Source organism: Thioclava marina (assembly GCF_002020135.1).
Classification (GTDB): Bacteria; Pseudomonadota; Alphaproteobacteria; order Rhodobacterales; family Rhodobacteraceae; genus Thioclava; species Thioclava marina.
The window spans coordinates 388,245-404,208 of sequence record NZ_MPZS01000003.1 but is presented as its reverse complement, the minus strand read 5'-3'; the positions used below and the strand labels follow the sequence as shown (position 1 = coordinate 404,208).

18 protein-coding genes and 1 riboswitch are annotated in these 15,964 nt (G+C 65.7%); of the genes, 2 read left to right on the top strand and 16 right to left on the bottom strand.

Annotated features, from left to right (window positions below; translation table 11 throughout):
* Positions 1 to 8: 8 nt before the first annotated feature.
* The 4 genes from maiA to BMG00_RS16170 are packed head-to-tail and all read right to left on the bottom strand — an operon-like array spanning position 9 to position 3,028.
* A complete protein-coding gene (gene maiA / locus BMG00_RS16185) occupies positions 9 to 656 on the bottom strand; it encodes a maleylacetoacetate isomerase (RefSeq protein ID WP_211274150.1) in 648 nt (215 codons plus the stop codon).
* Entirely contained in the window at positions 653 to 1,348 is a 696-nt protein-coding gene (locus BMG00_RS16180) for a fumarylacetoacetate hydrolase family protein (RefSeq protein ID WP_078575055.1), read from the bottom strand. Before BMG00_RS16180 ends, maiA begins: the two co-directional genes overlap by 4 nt.
* A gap of 35 nt (positions 1,349 to 1,383) precedes the next feature.
* Positions 1,384 to 1,947 (bottom strand): maleylpyruvate isomerase N-terminal domain-containing protein, encoded by a 564-nt coding sequence (locus tag BMG00_RS16175; RefSeq protein ID WP_158521755.1) that lies wholly within the window; start codon positions 1,945 to 1,947, stop codon positions 1,384 to 1,386.
* 1 nt (position 1,948) lies between these two features.
* Positions 1,949 to 3,028 carry a cupin domain-containing protein gene (locus BMG00_RS16170; RefSeq protein WP_078575053.1) on the bottom strand — a complete coding sequence of 360 codons (1,080 nt, stop codon included), beginning with the start codon at positions 3,026 to 3,028 and terminating at the stop codon, positions 1,949 to 1,951.
* Between the two features lie 147 nt (positions 3,029 to 3,175).
* Here BMG00_RS16170 and BMG00_RS16165 point away from each other — a divergent pair, with 147 nt between their 5' ends.
* On the top strand, positions 3,176 to 3,655 hold the full coding sequence (locus BMG00_RS16165) for a MarR family winged helix-turn-helix transcriptional regulator (RefSeq protein ID WP_078530259.1): 480 nt from the start codon (positions 3,176 to 3,178) through the stop codon (positions 3,653 to 3,655).
* Here BMG00_RS16165 and BMG00_RS16160 read toward each other — a convergent pair.
* Positions 3,652 to 4,200 (bottom strand): flavodoxin domain-containing protein, encoded by a 549-nt coding sequence (locus BMG00_RS16160; protein WP_078575052.1) that lies wholly within the window; start codon positions 4,198 to 4,200, stop codon positions 3,652 to 3,654. The two genes, BMG00_RS16165 and BMG00_RS16160, sit on opposite strands and share 4 nt — an antisense overlap.
* Positions 4,201 to 4,327: 127 nt before the next feature.
* Between BMG00_RS16160 and BMG00_RS16155 the strand changes: the two genes are divergently transcribed.
* Positions 4,328 to 5,248, top strand: coding sequence for an endonuclease/exonuclease/phosphatase family protein (locus tag BMG00_RS16155; RefSeq protein ID WP_078575051.1), 921 nt, complete (start codon positions 4,328 to 4,330; stop codon positions 5,246 to 5,248).
* Between the two features lie 5 nt (positions 5,249 to 5,253).
* Here the strand turns inward: BMG00_RS16155 and BMG00_RS17435 are convergent, their stop codons facing one another.
* From BMG00_RS17435 to BMG00_RS16105, 11 genes are all read right to left on the bottom strand, one after another.
* Positions 5,254 to 5,418 (bottom strand): peptidase M23, encoded by a 165-nt coding sequence (locus tag BMG00_RS17435; RefSeq protein ID WP_096349015.1) that lies wholly within the window; start codon positions 5,416 to 5,418, stop codon positions 5,254 to 5,256.
* Positions 5,415 to 5,915 carry a hypothetical protein gene (locus tag BMG00_RS16150; protein ID WP_078575050.1) on the bottom strand — a complete coding sequence of 167 codons (501 nt, stop codon included), beginning with the start codon at positions 5,913 to 5,915 and terminating at the stop codon, positions 5,415 to 5,417. Before BMG00_RS16150 ends, BMG00_RS17435 begins: the two co-directional genes overlap by 4 nt.
* Before the next feature lie 3 nt (positions 5,916 to 5,918).
* Positions 5,919 to 7,193 carry an agmatinase family protein gene (locus BMG00_RS16145; protein WP_093470170.1) on the bottom strand — a complete coding sequence of 425 codons (1,275 nt, stop codon included), beginning with the start codon at positions 7,191 to 7,193 and terminating at the stop codon, positions 5,919 to 5,921.
* 103 nt (positions 7,194 to 7,296) lie between these two features.
* Positions 7,297 to 8,082, bottom strand: a complete 786-nt coding sequence (locus BMG00_RS16140; protein ID WP_078575049.1) for an ABC transporter ATP-binding protein — start codon at positions 8,080 to 8,082, stop codon at positions 7,297 to 7,299.
* Entirely contained in the window at positions 8,079 to 8,891 is an 813-nt protein-coding gene (locus BMG00_RS16135; RefSeq protein ID WP_078575048.1) for an ABC transporter permease, read from the bottom strand. The genes BMG00_RS16140 and BMG00_RS16135 overlap by 4 nt, the downstream gene beginning before the upstream one ends.
* Before the next feature lie 55 nt (positions 8,892 to 8,946).
* A complete protein-coding gene (locus BMG00_RS16130) occupies positions 8,947 to 10,014 on the bottom strand; it encodes a putative urea ABC transporter substrate-binding protein (RefSeq protein ID WP_078575047.1) in 1,068 nt (355 codons plus the stop codon).
* Between the two features lie 96 nt (positions 10,015 to 10,110).
* Positions 10,111 to 10,220, bottom strand: a riboswitch (guanidine-I (ykkC/yxkD leader).
* 254 nt (positions 10,221 to 10,474) lie between these two features.
* On the bottom strand, positions 10,475 to 11,854 hold the full coding sequence (locus BMG00_RS16125) for an MBL fold metallo-hydrolase (protein WP_078575046.1): 1,380 nt from the start codon (positions 11,852 to 11,854) through the stop codon (positions 10,475 to 10,477).
* Complete coding sequence (locus tag BMG00_RS16120; protein WP_078530250.1) at positions 11,823 to 12,827, bottom strand: LOG family protein; 1,005 nt, start codon at positions 12,825 to 12,827, stop codon at positions 11,823 to 11,825. The genes BMG00_RS16125 and BMG00_RS16120 overlap by 32 nt, the downstream gene beginning before the upstream one ends.
* 16 nt (positions 12,828 to 12,843) lie before the next feature.
* Complete coding sequence (locus tag BMG00_RS16115; RefSeq protein WP_078575045.1) at positions 12,844 to 13,692, bottom strand: F0F1 ATP synthase subunit gamma; 849 nt, start codon at positions 13,690 to 13,692, stop codon at positions 12,844 to 12,846.
* Positions 13,689 to 15,227: a F0F1 ATP synthase subunit alpha gene (locus BMG00_RS16110; protein WP_078575044.1), complete on the bottom strand. Its 1,539-nt coding sequence runs from the start codon at positions 15,225 to 15,227 to the stop codon at positions 13,689 to 13,691. Before BMG00_RS16110 ends, BMG00_RS16115 begins: the two co-directional genes overlap by 4 nt.
* Complete coding sequence (locus BMG00_RS16105; protein WP_078530247.1) at positions 15,220 to 15,954, bottom strand: F0F1 ATP synthase subunit B family protein; 735 nt, start codon at positions 15,952 to 15,954, stop codon at positions 15,220 to 15,222. Before BMG00_RS16105 ends, BMG00_RS16110 begins: the two co-directional genes overlap by 8 nt.
* Between the last annotated feature and the right edge of the window lie 10 nt (positions 15,955 to 15,964).

Genomic DNA, 15,964 nt, shown 5'->3' with positions numbered 1-15,964 from the left:
GGCCCTCCTCAGGCCTCCCAGTCCGGTTGGTTCTTCGGATGCGCATCGGCAAAAGCCGGGAGCGCGTTGCAGGTCTGGGTGATGCGGCTGACGCGGGTCAGATCGGAGATGTCGACCTTGAAGCGGGCGGCGGAAAAGACCTGCGGGATCAGACAGATATCGGCCAGCCCCGGCGTGCCTCCGAAGCAGAATTCACTCTCGGGTCGCGCCGCGAGAAGCGCTTCGCAGGCAGCCAGACCGTCGTGAATCCAGCGCCCGCACCAGGCGTCGAGCGCGGCCTGATCGGCCCCGAACTCGGCCTTGAGATAATCGAGCACGCGCAGGTTCTGCAGCGGATGCACGTCGCAGGCGATGACCTGAGCAAAGGCGCGGACCTGCGCGCGCAGACCGGCATCGTCGGGCAGCAGTTTCGGCCCCGGCTTCACCTCGTCGAGCCACTCGATGATGGCCAGCGACTGGGTGAGGCGCAGATCGCCTTCCTCCAGCGTCGGCACCAGCGCCTGCGGATTGAGCGCGCGATAGCCCGGCGTCTTCTGCTGCCCGCCATCCTTCCTCAGATGTACGGAGGTGAAGTCATACTCCACCCCCTTGAGGTTGAATGCGATCCGGCAGCGATAGGCGCTGGAGGATCGGAAATATCCGTGGAAGCGGATCATTCCGCCGCCCCGATGGTGAGCTTGATCGGATCGAGCCCGTCGATCCCGCCGGTGATCACATCACCCGCGACGACAGCGCCGACGCCCGCGGGCGTGCCGGTCATGATCAGGTCACCCGGCTGGAGGTGATAGTAATGCGACAGGTGCGAGACGATCTCCTCGACCTTCCAGATCAGGTCGTCGAGCCGGGCCTCCTGGCGGGTCTCGCCGTTGACCTCGAGGTGAATGCGCTGCGGCCCCGGTGCGGCGAACTCGCCCGCCTTGGTGATCGGCGCGAAGACTGCCGATTGCTCGACATCCTTGCCCAGATCCCAGGGGCGCTGCTTGGCGCGCGCGGCCAGTTGCAGATCGCGGCGCGTCATGTCGAGCCCGCAGGCATAACCGTAGATCGCCTTCGCGGCACGCTCGGTATCGGCCTTGAAGACCGGCGCGCCGATCGCGATCACCAGCTCCATCTCGTAATGGAAATTCTCGGTGCCCGGCGGATAGGGAATGGTGGTGTCGGTCGCCTGCGCCATCAGCGCCGATTTGGTGAAGTAGAACGGTGCCTCGCGATCGACCTCGACACCCATCTCGGCGGCGTGGGCGGCATAGTTGCGCCCGACGCAGAAGATGCGGTGCACCGGATAAGCCGCAGTCTCACCCTTGACGGGAACGGTGGGCCACTGCGGCGAGGGAAAGAGGTTGGTCATCTGTCGTTTCCTTGTTTTTCAGATCGTTGCGCGGCTTAGTTCGCGCGCAGCTCGGGCGGCAGGTCGCGCATGCGCGCACCATTGCCCAGATGCAGGGCGCCATGCCAGAGGGCATGCGCGCGTTCGATTGCGGTGGCGCGCAGGGGGCGCATCCGCCCCGCTACGTCGGAGGCCTCGAGATCCCAGGCCGGGCCTGGCAGATCGCGCCAGACCACGTCGAGATGGATCGCGGAATGGTCGAATAGATGGCGCAGCGCACGCGGCGGCAGGGTCGCGCCCAGATCGAGATCCTCAAGCTCCGCCCATGCGGGATCGACCATCGGCGGGATCGCCTGCCCCGACGTCGCGGCCTCAAGCTGACGCGCCAGTGCGCGCGCCTGATAGGAGACCGCGCAGATCACATGCGCCCGGCTCTGCCCCGCGATCGCGGAAGGCTGATAAATCGCCGCGTCGCTCAACTCGTTGAGCTTGCGCGCGAAATAGGCCGTGCCGCTGCGGGCGAGCGCGAGCTCGGCGGCCGGAGCCTCGGGGGCATCGTAACGCGCCCCCATGCCCTGACGCTCGCGCAGCGCAGCGCGTGCTTGCTCGAGATCCGCCATATTATTCGGCCGGCTCGATCTGGGTGCGGTCGAAATGCAGCCGTTCCATGATCGGCGCATCCGAGAAGCGGAACAGGTCGAACTCGGTCTCGGCCTGAAGCGACCACGCCACCCACGAAGGGATCACGAAGATATCGCCCTTCTCGACCTTGGTCGTCTCGCCGCCCATGACCACCGCGCCCTTGCCTTCGAACACCTGGAAAACGGTGGATCCGACCTCGCGCCGCGTGGGCGTCTCGGTCCCTGCGCGCAGGCGGTGGAACTCGGCGCGGATCGTGGGCATCACGTCGCCGCCGGTCGTGGGGTTCACGTAGCGCACCGCTGCATGGCCTTGCTCGACCGTGGCCGGGTAGCCCTCTTCCTCGAGCAGCAACTGCTGGGTCAGCGCCGCGTCGGTATATTCCCAACGATAAGCGCCGATCGGCGAGGAAACGGTGTTTTGCAGCTGCGAGAGCGGGCGCAGTCCCGGATGGCACCAGAGCCGCTCGCCGCGCGAGAAATTGGGCGTCGCGTAATCGGTGACGCGATCCGAGCCGAACTCGAAGAAGCCCACGTCGTTCTGGTAGCTGAACGGAATGTCGAGCCCGTCGATCCAGGCCATCGGCTGGTCGGTCTCGTTGTGGTGGCCGTGGAAATTCCAACCCGGGGTGAGCAGGAAATCCCCGCGACTCATGCGCACCGGATCGCCGTTCACCACGGTCCAGACCCCCTCGCCTTCCACGACGAAACGGAACGCGTTTTGCGAGTGACGGTGCTCGGGCGCGGTTTCCTTGGGGCCGAGATACTGGATCGCGCACCAGAGCGTCGGCGAGACATAGGCGGCCCCGCCCAGCCCCGGATTGGCCAGACCGATCGCGCGGCGCTCGCCGCCACGGCCCACCGGCACCAGATCGCCCGAGGCTTTTGCCAGCGGGTAGAGATCGGACCATTTCCAGACATGCGCTTGCGCCTTCGGGCGCGGATGACGCGGCATCAGGTCTCCGGTCTGGGTCCAGAGCGGATTGAGGTGTTGAGCTTTGAAATCTGCGTAGAGCTGACGCAGGGCCGGACTATCGTCCGGCTGCATGGCGTTGGCGTCCATCGGCACTCCTCCCTAAAAAGCGACTCGATTTATAGGAAGTATGCTTATCATTAGTATACGTGTCAATCAAAGATGCGTATGCTTATCATGTTTGCATGGTGCGTCCCCCATCTTGTCTGGACCGGCCGGTTGACTTAGGCAGAAAGCATGAGCGTCATTCACGAATTGCCCGGCCACCTGATCCGGCGCCTGCATCAGATTTCCGTCTCCGCCTTCACCCAGGAGGTGGGCGCGGCCGGTTTCGACCTGACGCCGGTGCAATTCGCGGCGCTGCGGATGCTCAAGGAACACCCCGATATCGACCAGGCGACGCTCGCGGGGCTGATCGCTTATGACCGAGTGACGCTCGGGGGAGTGGTGAACCGGCTCGAGGCACGCGGATTGATCGAGCGTACGATCAGCGAAACCGATCGGCGCGCACGCCAGCTGCGCCTGACCGAGCGGGGCGAATCCGTCCTCACCACTGTCTGGCCCGCCGTTCGGCGCACCCAAGAGACGATCCTGAAGGATCTCACCCCCGAAGAGCAAGAAACGCTGCTGCGGCTTTTGCGCAAGATGGCCGATGCGAATAACGAATTGAGCCGCGCGCCGCTGCGCCCGACCCCGCCCAAGGCGCCCGCGCGCTAGGTCGCCTCTTTCGCCTGTCCGGAAATCCAGTCATCGACCAGCGCGTCGAGCGCCGCCCAGTCGGTATATTCTCGATCGGCGTCGAGATCGGCCTGCGGATCTTTCTTCGCCACGATCCGGCGCATCACGAAGCGGCGGAAGATATCATATTTCGAAGGCAGGTAAGCTCCGGCCACCTGCGCCACCCGCCCCGGATGCCAGCCGGTCGCGGCGATGAAATCCTCGAGAATCTGGTCGAGCCCGCGCCAATCCTCGGCATCATGCCCCGCAGCTGCGAGAGAGACCGAAACGAAGAGCGACGGCATCGCGGAAAGCGCCTTTCCATGATCGCCCGCGAATTCGCCGAGCGCGCGCTGGTATTGGCCGACATGCACCGATCCTGCGAGGATCACCCCGGAGAACCGCCCGAGATCGAGCGTTTCATCAGCCTCGGAAAGCGGCATCAATTCCACCCCCTGCCCGGCCCCGGCGATCCGGTCGGCGACATGGCGCGCGATCTTGCGAGTATGGCCCTCGCTGCTGGCATAGGCGATCAGGATCATCATCCCCTCCTCCTCTTTGCTGGCTTTTAACTTAGCCGAACTTGCATCGGCGCGCATTGAGCCGCATCAACCGCAGCGCGCGATTTCGCTCTACCCCTTTCCGCCTCGCCCATGCGAAAGTGCCGCCAAGATGCGTATCGCGAGCCTGAACACCCAGAACATGCGCCTACTGCCAAACCGGGAGGTGGGGCAGCTGCACGGCGCGTGGGACAGCGACGATCCCGAAGATCCGAGCCTCGACCGGATCGACCGGCGGCTCACCGCAGAGATTCTGCACGAAGCCGACGCCGATCTGATCGCGCTTCAGGAGGTCTTCGACTTCGCCACGCTGGAGCATTTCCACGCCCGTTACCTGCTTGCCAGTGGCGCGCGCCCCTACCCTCACCGGGTCTGCCTTCCGGGCAATGACGGGCGCGGGCTCGACGTGGCGATCCTGTCGCGCAGAGCGTTGGGAGAGGTGCGCAGCCATGCCACGCTCACCCCGGGCGATCTGGGGCTGCGCCTGCCCGAAGGCGTCGATCCCGAGATGCCGGTCTTCCGGCGCGATTGCCTGACGGCCGAAGTCGGCTCGCTGACGCTGTTCGTGACGCATTTCAAATCGCCCTATCCCGACGAGGCGGCGTCATGGCGCACCCGGAGCCTCGAAGCACAGGCGACGCGCGCGCTGATCGAGCGGCGTTTCGACAATCCCTCCCGAGCGCTGTGGCTGATCCTCGGCGATCTCAACGAGCCCGACGATCCGCAACTGGCGCTGCCGCGTGCGACCGCACCGCTCGAACAGGGGTTCAGCGTGGATCTGATGGCGCGCATGCCGCGCCCGGAACGCTGGACCTATTTCGATCCGCATTCGGGCCGCTATCACTGCCCCGATGCGATGCTGGCCTCGCCCGCGCTGGCCGCGCGCTACCCGGATGCGGTGCCCCGCATCCTGCGCAAGGGGCTGGGCGAAGAAGCCGCGCGCTTTGCGGGCGCGCGGCTCGACGGTGTGGGCTTTCACCGGCCCCATGCGAGCGATCACGCCGCCGTGGTGATCGACCTGCCGGGGTTGTGAGAGCGTCAGCGGCGCTGCTTCATCACCACGACCAGCCCCCAGACGGCGGCCGCGATAAGCGCGAGCGAGATCACGTTCTCGAAGCCATGCGGATGCATGTGCATCCCGTCATGGGCCAGTGCGGGGCCAGCAGCGAGCGTGGCGAGGAGGATGAAAAACAGCGGTTTCATTGGTCGATCTCTTTCTTGCGTTGGGTCAGGAAGTCGCGGATGTCGAGGACGGATTTCTCATCCATCGACACGTAGATCAGCGACATGTTGGTGCGTTCGCGGACCATCTCGCCCGGGAACGGAAGGTAGGAGAGCTCGCGCGAACCGAAGGAGGGCGAGGCGGTGCCCACCTGCCATTCGGTCTTCAGCTCCACATCCACCAGCTTGAGCGATTTCGGACCGCTGGCCGAGGCGCGCTCGAAGGGCACTCCGGCGAGCTTGAGATAGCTCGTCTTGTCGGAAGCCTGCACGAAACCGTCGATGAACTGGGTGGCGAGAACCTGCAGGTCGGCCGCCTCGTCCTCGTGATGCATGTGGCTGTGCAAGTGTTCGCCATGGGCGTGATTGTGGCCATGCCCGTGATGGGCGTGATCATGGCTGTGCCCGTGCGAATGGGCGTGCCCGTGATCGTGGTGGTGGTGATGATGGTGCCCGTGGGGGCCGTGATCATGCGGCATGGCTCAACCCACCTTATGCGGATCGGGGTTCGACCAGCGCTTGCCTTCGAACTCGCCATGCGGGATCGAGACCGGCTTGTCGATATGCTTCTTGTGCGCCCCGAGCTTGCCGTTCGACACGAGCGCCCCCAGCACATCCACGATCACGCGGGTGCCCATCAGCGCGGTGATATCGGAGGTGTCATAGGGCGGTGCGACCTCGACCAGCTCCATCCCGCAGATGCCTTCGGCGGCGATGCCCGAGGCCAGCGCCAGCGCCTCGCGGGGCAGGAAACCGCCCGGTTCGGGCCAGCCGGTGCCTGGCACGAAGCCGCAGTCGATGGAATCGATATCGAAGGACATATAGACCATGTCGACCCCGTCCCACGCCATCTCCAGCGCCATCTCGATCGTCTTGTCGATGCCCATCTTCTCCATGTCGCCCATGGTGATGATGTTGGTCTCGCGTTCGCGCGCGACCTTCACCGCCTCGCGCGGGACCTGCCAGCCGCCGATGCCGATCTGCACGAGGTTCTTCGCGGGCACATTGGGCAGATTGGTCGAGTGGAACCACGGGGTCGTGTGCATCCGCTCGTCGAGGTCTTTTTCCTGAATGTCGGCATGGCGGTCGAAATGGACGATGCCGATCTTCTTCGAGGTGCATTCGGCGATGCCGCGCACGCAAGGGAAGCCGATCGAGTGGTCGCCGCCGATCATGATCGGGAGCGAGCCCGACGAGAAGACGTGGGAAACGGCGCGGCTGATCTGGTCGAAGCTCTTCTCGATATTCGCAGGGATGGTGAATACGTCGCCCGCGTCGCACAGCGTCATCTGCTCGCGCAGGTCGACGCCGATCTCGTAATTGTAAGGCGTGTAGAGCGCCGAGATCTTGCGCACGCCCTGCGGCCCGAAACGGGTTCCCGCGCGGTAGGTGGTGCCGCCGTCGAAGGGGATGCCCAGCACGGTCGCGTCGTAATGGGCGACCTCCAGCACGTCCTCGGTATAGGGCGCCTTCAGGAAGGTGTTGATGCCCGCGTAATGGGGCAGCTCGCCGCGCGCGAAGGTCGGGATCGACTTGTCGTCGATGCTGTCCGCGCCGGTCAGCCCCATGCGCAGCGCCCAGGCCCGTTCCTCGGCCCAGCGGCCCTCGGGCAGGTCGGCTTCCTTGCGCATCGCCTTCCAGCCCGCGAGCTTCGTCAGGTCCGGGTGATGCTGGCGGCGCGCGCGCTGGACGCGCGCCGAAATAGCCGCTTGCGGGTGATGCGGGCGCGAGCGCCCGCCTGGCAGATCATGGAACATCGCTGTCTCCAATCTATCGCCCCTCTGTCGGGGCAAGCACTTTCTGGACCTTGGCGGCGGCCCGCGCGCGGGGCCCAGCGGCGCGCGCGGTGAAACTTGGGCCTCAGGCGGGCGGCGGGGTCGCGGCGGCGGCCAGAGACGGGATCTTGTCGAGGATGTGCTGGTAGGGGATGCCGTGATCGCGGGCGTCGAAATCATAGGTGATCGTCGCACCGTAGCGTTCGGGATAGTCCGGGTCCCAGCGGGTCTTGTCGAAAACCAGAACGCGGTCGCCCAGCTTGAACCCCTCGCCCAGATCATGCGTAACCATGAAGACGGTCATCTTGGTCTCGGCGCGCAATTGGGTGAGGAATTCATGCATCGACAGCCGTGTACCGGGATCGAGCGCGCCGAAAGGCTCGTCGAGCAACAGGATGCGCGGGCGCGCGTGCAGCGCCTGCCCGATGGCGAGGCGTTGCTGCATCCCGCCCGAGAGCGTCGCGGGGTAATTGCCCGCGACATGGGCGAGCCCGATCCGTTCGAGTACCTCATCGGCTCGTGCCCGCGCCTCGCGCAGCTTCGCACCGTGAAACCAGCCCCAGCCTTTCGGGAAGCTCTCGGCAGCGACGATGTTGTCGCGCACCGTCATATGGGGAAAGACCGAGTATTTCTGGAACACCACGCCGCGCTCGCGCCCCGGCTCTCGTGCGGGCTTGCCGCCATCGACGGTGATGCGACCGCGCGTGGGGGTCTCGTCGGCCAAGAGCAACCGCAGGAAGGTGGATTTGCCGCAGCCCGAGGCGCCGACGATCGAGACGAACTCGCCCTCGGCCACGTCGAGATTGACCCGCTCGATGATCGGGCGGCCGTCATATTCCTGAAACACGTCGCGAACGGTGACGAAGCTCATAGCCCACCTCCCAGCCAGGGGAAGGCTTTGCGCGAGAGCGTCTTGAGCGCGAAGTCGATCAGGAAGGCGAGCAGCGTAATCCAGATGACGTAGGTGAGGATGATGTCCATCGCGAGATAGCGGCGCACGAGGAAGATGCGGTAGCCCAGACCCACCTCGGCCGCGACGGCCTCGGCGGCGATCAGGAACAGCCAGGCGGAGCCGAGCGACAACCTTATCCCCGCGATCAGGCGCGGCAGGATTTGCGGCAGCACAACGCGCAGCGCGATGACCCAAGTCGAGGCCCCGAGCGTCTGTGCCTTCACGATCTCTTCGTGCGGAATGTCGAGCACCCGCTGCGAGAGGTCGCGGGTCAGGAAGGGCGTGATGCCGATCACGATCAGCACGACTTTCGAGGTCTCGCCCAGTCCGAAAACGATGAACAGGATCGGCAAAAGCGCCAGCGGCGGCACCATCGAGAGCACCGCGACGAAGCTCGACACCCCCCGCCGCACGTAAGGCAGCAGCCCGATCCCCACGCCCACCGTCAGCGAGATCAGCGCCCCGATCCCGACGCCAAGCGCCAGCCGCCGCAGGCTCGCCCATGTATCGGCCCAGAGCAGGATCTCGCCCGTGCGCTTGTTGGGCTCGGTGAAGAGCCCGCCAGCGGTGTTCAGGATCGTCGCGGGCGCGGGAAGGAGTTTGTCCTGCGGGTTCGCCGCCAGCCGGATTTCCGAGCCGATCCAATAGGCGATCAGCACCGCCACGAAAGGCAGCGCGGCAAGCAGGACGCCTGCGGGTCGGGTCGGACGTCGGTTGAGAAGGCGCATAGGCGGTCCCGTGCTGTCGGCAAAAAGACCCGGCCCGAAGGCCGGGCAAGTCAGCTCAGAGTTTGCCGTCGGCAGCCATCTGCATGTAGGTGGTGTCGAAGCGGAACTTCACATTGGCCGGATCGCCGGTGACCTTGCCATCGGGATATTCGACGCCCACGAAATCGGCCGAGGGCGCATCGACGCCGAGGATCCCCTTGTCGAAGAGGAAATTCGCGACCATCGTCATCGTCTCGGGCATTTCGGCGCTCGTCGCCTGCGCGACCGCCTTGGCCGGGTCGTAGAACATCGCCGTGGCGGCCAGCTGGGATTTGTAGCCCTCCAGATCGGTCCCGGCGGCCTCGGCCATCGCGCTCAGCGCCTCTTCGTCGCCCGCGGCCATCTTGGCCATCACCTCATACCAGGCACCGGCCACGGCCTTGCCGAAGTCGGGATTGTCCTTGAGCGTCTCGGTATTGACCACCATCAGGTCGAGGATCTCGCCCGGGATCTGCGAGCTGTCGAAAAGCTTGATCGCATCGGGGTTCGAGCCGAGAATTTCAGACACGAGCGGGTTCCAGGTCACCACCGTCTCGACCTCGGGGGTCGCGAAGGCCGCGATCATGTCGGCGTCGGAGGTGTTCACCACACCGGCCAGATCCTTCTCGGCCAGCCCCGCCTTGTCGAGTGCGCGCGCCAGCAGGTAATGCGAGACCGACAGCTCAACGAGGTTCACCTTCGTGCCCTTCAGCTCCTCGACCGTTTTCGCGCTCTTCGAGATGATCGCGTCATTGCCGTCGGAATAATCGCCCACGATCAGCGCGGTCGTATCCACGCCACCGCCCGAGGGAATCGAAAGCGTGTCCATATTGGTCGCCGAGACGCCATCGAAGGCGCCCGCCGTATATTGGTTGATCGATTCCACGTAGTCGTTGATCTGCACGATATCGACGGTGATGCCGTATTTCTCGGCCCATTTGTCCATGATGCCCGAGCTGTCCAGATAGCCCCAGGGCATCCAGCCAGCATAGATCGACCAGGCGAGTTTGAAATCGGTTTTCTTCTCGGCCATCGCGGGCGAGAAGGAGGCGGCGAGAATGCCCAAGCCGAGGGCCGTGGCGGACAGGAATTTCGTTCTGGTCATGGTCTTCCCCGTTGGCATGCGTCCCGCCGTATTTTGGCGTAGAGGCCGACCCGCTGGCGGAACAAGAGATTAGGCGCGGGTCAGACCTGCGCAGTAATCTCCCGGGATTTTGGCCCGCCGTGTGCCCGTCGCGGATTTTGCCGCAAGGGTGGCACTTCTCGGACCAGACCTGCCGTATCGGCAACGGAACCCTAAGCGCCCTGCCCTTTCATCAAAAACCACTCCGCCGCGCTTCTCAAAGCGAGGCCTCGCTCTTTTGCGCCCCGAGACTCCAGCTGCCCAAAAAACAGGCGCGCATCCCGGCGGGATGATCGCGGAAGTGACTCCCTCGCGGGCGAAACCGCCGATCTCAGCCGCGCCATCGCAACGTATCGCATCGCCGCTTCGCGACAGCGCGGGCTGTCGTGATGCCTGCTCCCGGCGGATGACCGGGCACCCAGTGCACCCGGTTCGCCACCCTTCAGAGCTCGAAGCTCTGTCCGGCTTTCGGCATCTCGACCCGCTCCGGCCCGATCGCCTTGGCGAAGCTCTCCATGGCACGGGTCTCGCCATGCACGAGAAAGACCTTCGAGGGGTGTCCGGTACGGCTCAGCCATTCGATCAGATCGTCGCGGTCGGCATGGGCCGAAAAGCCGTTGATCGTGTGGATCTGCGCCTGAACCGGGATCTCCGCGCCGAAGAGTTTCACATGTTTCGCCCCGTCGATGATGATCCGCGCAAGCGTACCCTCGGCCGCATAGCCCACGAAGATCACGCTCGCATCGCGCCGCGCGAGATTGTGGCGCAGGTGGTGACGCACCCGCCCGCCCGTGCACATGCCCGAGCCCGCCATGATCACCGCGCCCGCGCGGATCTCATTCAGCGCCATTGATTCCTGCGTCTCGCGGGTCATGTGCAACTCGGGCAGCTGGAAGGGATCGCGGCCATGGGCGATCATCTTCGCCAGTTCGGGCCGCAACGCCTCTTCATGACGCGCGAAGATCCGCGTGGCGGAGATCGCCATCGGCGAGTCGAGAAAGACCTTGAGCGACTTGCGGATCTTGCCCGCCTCCATCCCCTCGCGCAGGAACCACAGGATTTCCTGCGCGCGCTCAAGGGCGAAGGTCGGGATGATCACATTGCCTCCGCGCCGTTCGGTCGCGGTGATGGCGTGGGTGAACTCTTCGACCGAGGCTTCGAGGCTGCGATGGGTCCGATCGCCATAGGTCGTTTCCATCACCACCACATCGACACCGGAGGGCGGGTCGAAATCATTCAGGAGCGGCCGCCCCAGCGGTCCAAGATCGCCCGAGAACAGCACGCGCCGGGTTTTGCCGTGTTCGCTCAGGCTCAGCTCGATCGAGGCCGAGCCGAGGATATGCCCCGCCTCGTGATAGGTCGCGGTGATGCCGGGAAAGAGCTCGATCGGCTCGCGATAGCTTGCATTGCGGCCGAACCGGTCGACCGCGTCGAGCGCATCCATCTCATCATAAAGCGCTTCATCGGCGCGCCCATGCTGACCATGGCGATGGTGATGGCGCTCCTCTTCCATCTGAAGATGCGCCGCGTCGAGCATCACCAGCCGCGCCAGATCGCGCGTGGCCGAGGTCGCGATGATCTCGCCCTTGAACCCGCGCTTGACCAGTAGCGGCAGACGCCCGCAATGGTCGAGATGGGCGTGGGTAAGCAAGACCGCGTCGATCTGCGCGGGTTCGAAGCCGAATTTCGCCGCATTGGCGTCGGTCAGTTCCGCACGCCCCTGGAACATGCCACAATCGATCAGGATGCGCTTGCCGCAGCACTCGACCAGATGGCACGAGCCCGTCACCTCATGTGCGGCACCGTGAAATGAAATCTTCATAGCTTTCTCCTCCCTCTTGCGTCTCGACGATCTCGCGCCCGATGCGCGCGTACCAGCGACGGATATCCTGCCAGATCTCCTCGGCGCTCTCGGCATACCAGAAGAGTTCGCGATCCTCCGGGTCGATCACCCCCTCGGCCACGAGGAAATCGGGATCGAAGGCGCGCTTCCAATAGTCGCGCCCCACCAGGATCACCGGGACGGGGCGGATCTTGCGCGTCTGGATCAGCGTGAGCGTCTCGAACAGCTCGTCGAGCGTGCCATAGCCGCCCGGAAACACGACGAGCGCCCGTGCGCGCATCAGGAAATGCAGCTTGCGCAGGGCGAAATAGCGAAAGCGAAAGCACAGCCCCGGCGTGATATAGGGGTTGGGAAACTGTTCGTGCGGCAGGGTGATATTGAGCCCGATGGTCTTCGCGCCCGCCTCGCATGCGCCGCGATTGGCGGCCTCCATCATCCCCGGCCCGCCACCGGTGACGATCACGAGACGGTTGTCCTCGGGACCTTCCTGCGCCCCCACGATCTGTCCGAATTCCCGGGCGACATCGTAATACCGGCTCTTCTCGACGATCCTCTCGGCAATCGCGACCCGGGTGCGCAGCCCCTCGTCTGCCGGATGGGCCGCAGCCTGCGCGGCAATTTCGGCCAGACGCTCCTGCGCGACCGAGGGCTCGGGGATGCGTGTGCCGCCGAAGACCACGATTGAATGGGCGATGCCGTGCTCGTTGAGCAGCGTCTCGGCCTTCTGATAATCCATCTGGAGCCGCGTGCCGCGCATGTCGTCACGGTTGAGAAAGCCCAGATCGGCATCCGCTTCGAGATAGTTCGGATGCTCCATGATCTCGCGCAGCAGATCGGGGGCGCGCACATCCTCCTGGTCGGTTTTCGGCTGGCTCCAGGGCAGCTCGATCACGCGCTCGATATCGGGCGCGGGTTCGGGTTTTTCGGATGCGGAAAGCGGGTCGCTTGCCATGGTATTCCTCGCAAGGTCAGGACTGGGTTAGGCTTGACGTTGCAAGCTCGACGATTTCCTCGGTGATCTCTTCCTGACGCAGGCGGCGCGCGCCGCGCACCATCTCGTCAAGCGTGTCCGAGGTGTTCTCCTGCGCCGCGATCATCGCCCGCATCCGCGCCTCGTTCTCGGCGGCGAAGGACAGGATCACGGCCTCGCTGATCTCGGCGAAGACATGTTCTTCGATCAGGCTTTGCAGGAGCTGTTCAGGCGGCAGGGTCATCAGGGGCGCGATCCGCGTCTTCGGGGGCGGGAAGCGCGTGAAGTCAAAGGGCATCAGGGTCTTGGTCTCGATATGGACCGGCTCGGCGCCGTCGGGGCTGGCATGGACAAGCGTGACACGGGTGATCCCCGCGCCCGCGATGCGCGCGAAGATCGCGTCGGTGATCCGGGTCGCGAGCCCTGCGGCCTGCATCGGATGGGCGATCATCGGCACGGACCAATCCACCGAGAGCCCACGTTCGGCCGCGACCAGCAGCCCGCGATCGCCGACGAGGAACAGCTCCCCTCCGCGTTTGAGCTGCGCCTGCGCCACATCGAAGAGCTTCTCCGAGAAGCTGCCCGCGAACCCCTGCTCGGCGGCGAACAGCAACAGGAGCTGGCGTTCATCCTGCGGCGCGTCGACGCCACCGCCCGCAGGATCGAGCCCCGCGAGCACTTCCGAGATCGCCGCGCCGATCGTGGCGGCGAAGGTGCGGATGCTATCGAGGTGCTGATGCGCCTCCTGCACCCGCGAGGCCGCGATCCCGCGCATCGCCGAGATCACCGTCTCGAGCTTGTGGACCGTCTCGATCCGCTCGCGCAGTTCCGCGGCCCGTCCGCTCATGACGCGCCTTCCGTGTCGTTTGCGGGGGCCAGTTCCTCTGCTAATGTCCTGAGCGCCGCCACGAGCGCCGCGCGCGTCTCGTCGGTCAGCTCGCCGCTGCGCGCAAGTTCGGCCACTGCCTCCCCCGCATGGGCATCCAGCCAGCCCGCAAGCCGCGCGCGCAGATCGGGGATGATCGCGACCGGGAAGGCATCGAGCACCCCATCGGCCAGCGCCGCAAGCAACGCCACCTGATCGGCCAGCCGCAACCCCGAATAGCGCGGCTGGGCGAGAAGCGCTCGAATCCGCTCGCCCCGCGCGATCTGCGCCTTCACCCGCGCATTCGAGATCCCGCCGAAACGCGTGAACATCTCAAGCTCCTGAAACTGCGCGTAATCGAGACGCACCCGCCCCGAGACCGCCCGCAGCGCAGGTTTTTGCGCCTTGCCGCCCACCCGGCTCACAGAGAGCCCGACATCGACGGCGGGCCGGTGATTGGCCGAGAAGAGATGCGTGTCGAGCACGATCTGCCCGTCGGTGATCGAGATCAGGTTGGTCGGGATATAGGCCGAGAGGTTGCCCGCATCGGTCTGTGCGATGGGCAGCGCGGTGAGCGAGCCGCCGCCCAGTTCGGGCGAGAGCTTCGCGGCGCGCTCCAGAAGCCGCGCATGGAGGTAGAAGACATCGCCCGGATAGGCCTCGCGTCCGGGCGGCTCGCGCGTGAGCAATGCAAGTTCCCGGTGGGTCGCGGCATGCAAGGTCAGATCGTCGATCACGATCAGCGCGTCCTGCCCCTTGTCACGGAAATACTCGGCCATCGTCATGCCCGCGAAAGGCGCGATCCATTGCAGACCCGGCGGGGCCGCGGCGCTGCCCACGACGAAGATGCACCGCTCGGGCGCGCCATGTTCGCGCACCGCCGCCACGACCCGCTCGACCGCCGTGGCGCGCTGGCCGACCGCGACATAGATGCAGATCACGTCGGAATTCTTCTGGTTGATGATCGCATCGACCGCGAGCGAGGTCTTGCCCGTGGAGCGGTCGCCCACGATCAGCTCACGCTGGCCGCGCCCGAGGGCAAAGAGACTGTCGACCACCAGCAGGCCCGTCTCAAGCGGGGCCGAGACCAGATCGCGCTCGATGATCGCGGGCGCCGGGCGCTCGACGGGCATCCGTGCGGTCGTCTCGGGCACGGGACCGTTGTCGAGCGGGCGGCCAAGCGGGTCGATGACCCGGCCCAGCAGAGCCTCGCCGACCGGCACGCGCAGCACGTCGCCCGTATCCGTCACCCTCTCCCCCACGCTGACCGAGGTCGCCGCATCGAGAAACACCGCGTCGATCGCCTCGCGTCCGAGACTGTGCGCGAAAGCGTAGCCGCCGCTCTCGAAGCGCAGCAGCGCACCCAGCGGCGCCTCGGGCAGGCCCGCGACCTGCGCGATCCCGTCGGCCAGATGGGTGATCCGGCCAACCGCCTCGGCCTCGGGGGCAAGCTCTGCCCTCGCCAGACGCGCGCGGCGGGTTTCGAGCCAATCGGGGGGCAATGCGCGATCAGTCATCTTGCGTCACCTCCGCCTTGATCCGGTCGAGATCGGCGCGCAGGTGGTTGCGCACCACCGCTGTCGCCGCATCAAGCTCGAGCCCCGCCAGCAGGCCCTCGTCCACGCTGAGATCCACCGTGACAGGCCCGCCAAGCGCCTCGGAAAGCTGCGCTTCGATCCGGGTGGTTTCCTCGGCACTCGGCGCACGCGCAGCGCGCAGCGCCAGCTTTCCTTGTGCAAGAAGCGCCTCTCGGGTCGGCTCGGGCAGCTTGCGCACCGCCTCGACGAGTCCGGGCACGAAACCGTCGATCCGGGCGCCTTCGGGCAGGCGCGACAGCAGGCGCGCGGCGATGTCGCTCGCCAGCACCCCCGCCTCGCGCGCCATCTGCGTCTGTGCCGCCTCGCGCTCCTTGGCGATCTCGGCCTCGGTCTGCGCCCGCAATGCCGCGACCTCGTTATGGGCCTTCGTCAGAAGCCGTGCGCTTTCCTGTTTCGCCGCCTCCTGTGCCTGCGCGAGTTGCGCCACGCGCGCGCTTGCCTGTTCGGCGGCTTCCGATTTCGCTTGCGCCCGCGCCGCTTCAGCCTCGGCCTGTGCCGCCTTCGCGGCATCGAGCGCCGATTGCGCCGCCGCCTGCCGCTCGGCGATGATCCGGCTCACCGGGCGGAACAGGAACCGCGCCAGCAGCCAGACGAGGACGACGACGTTGATCGTCTGAAGCCCCAATGTCCACCAGTCGATGGTCATCGCCGCCCGC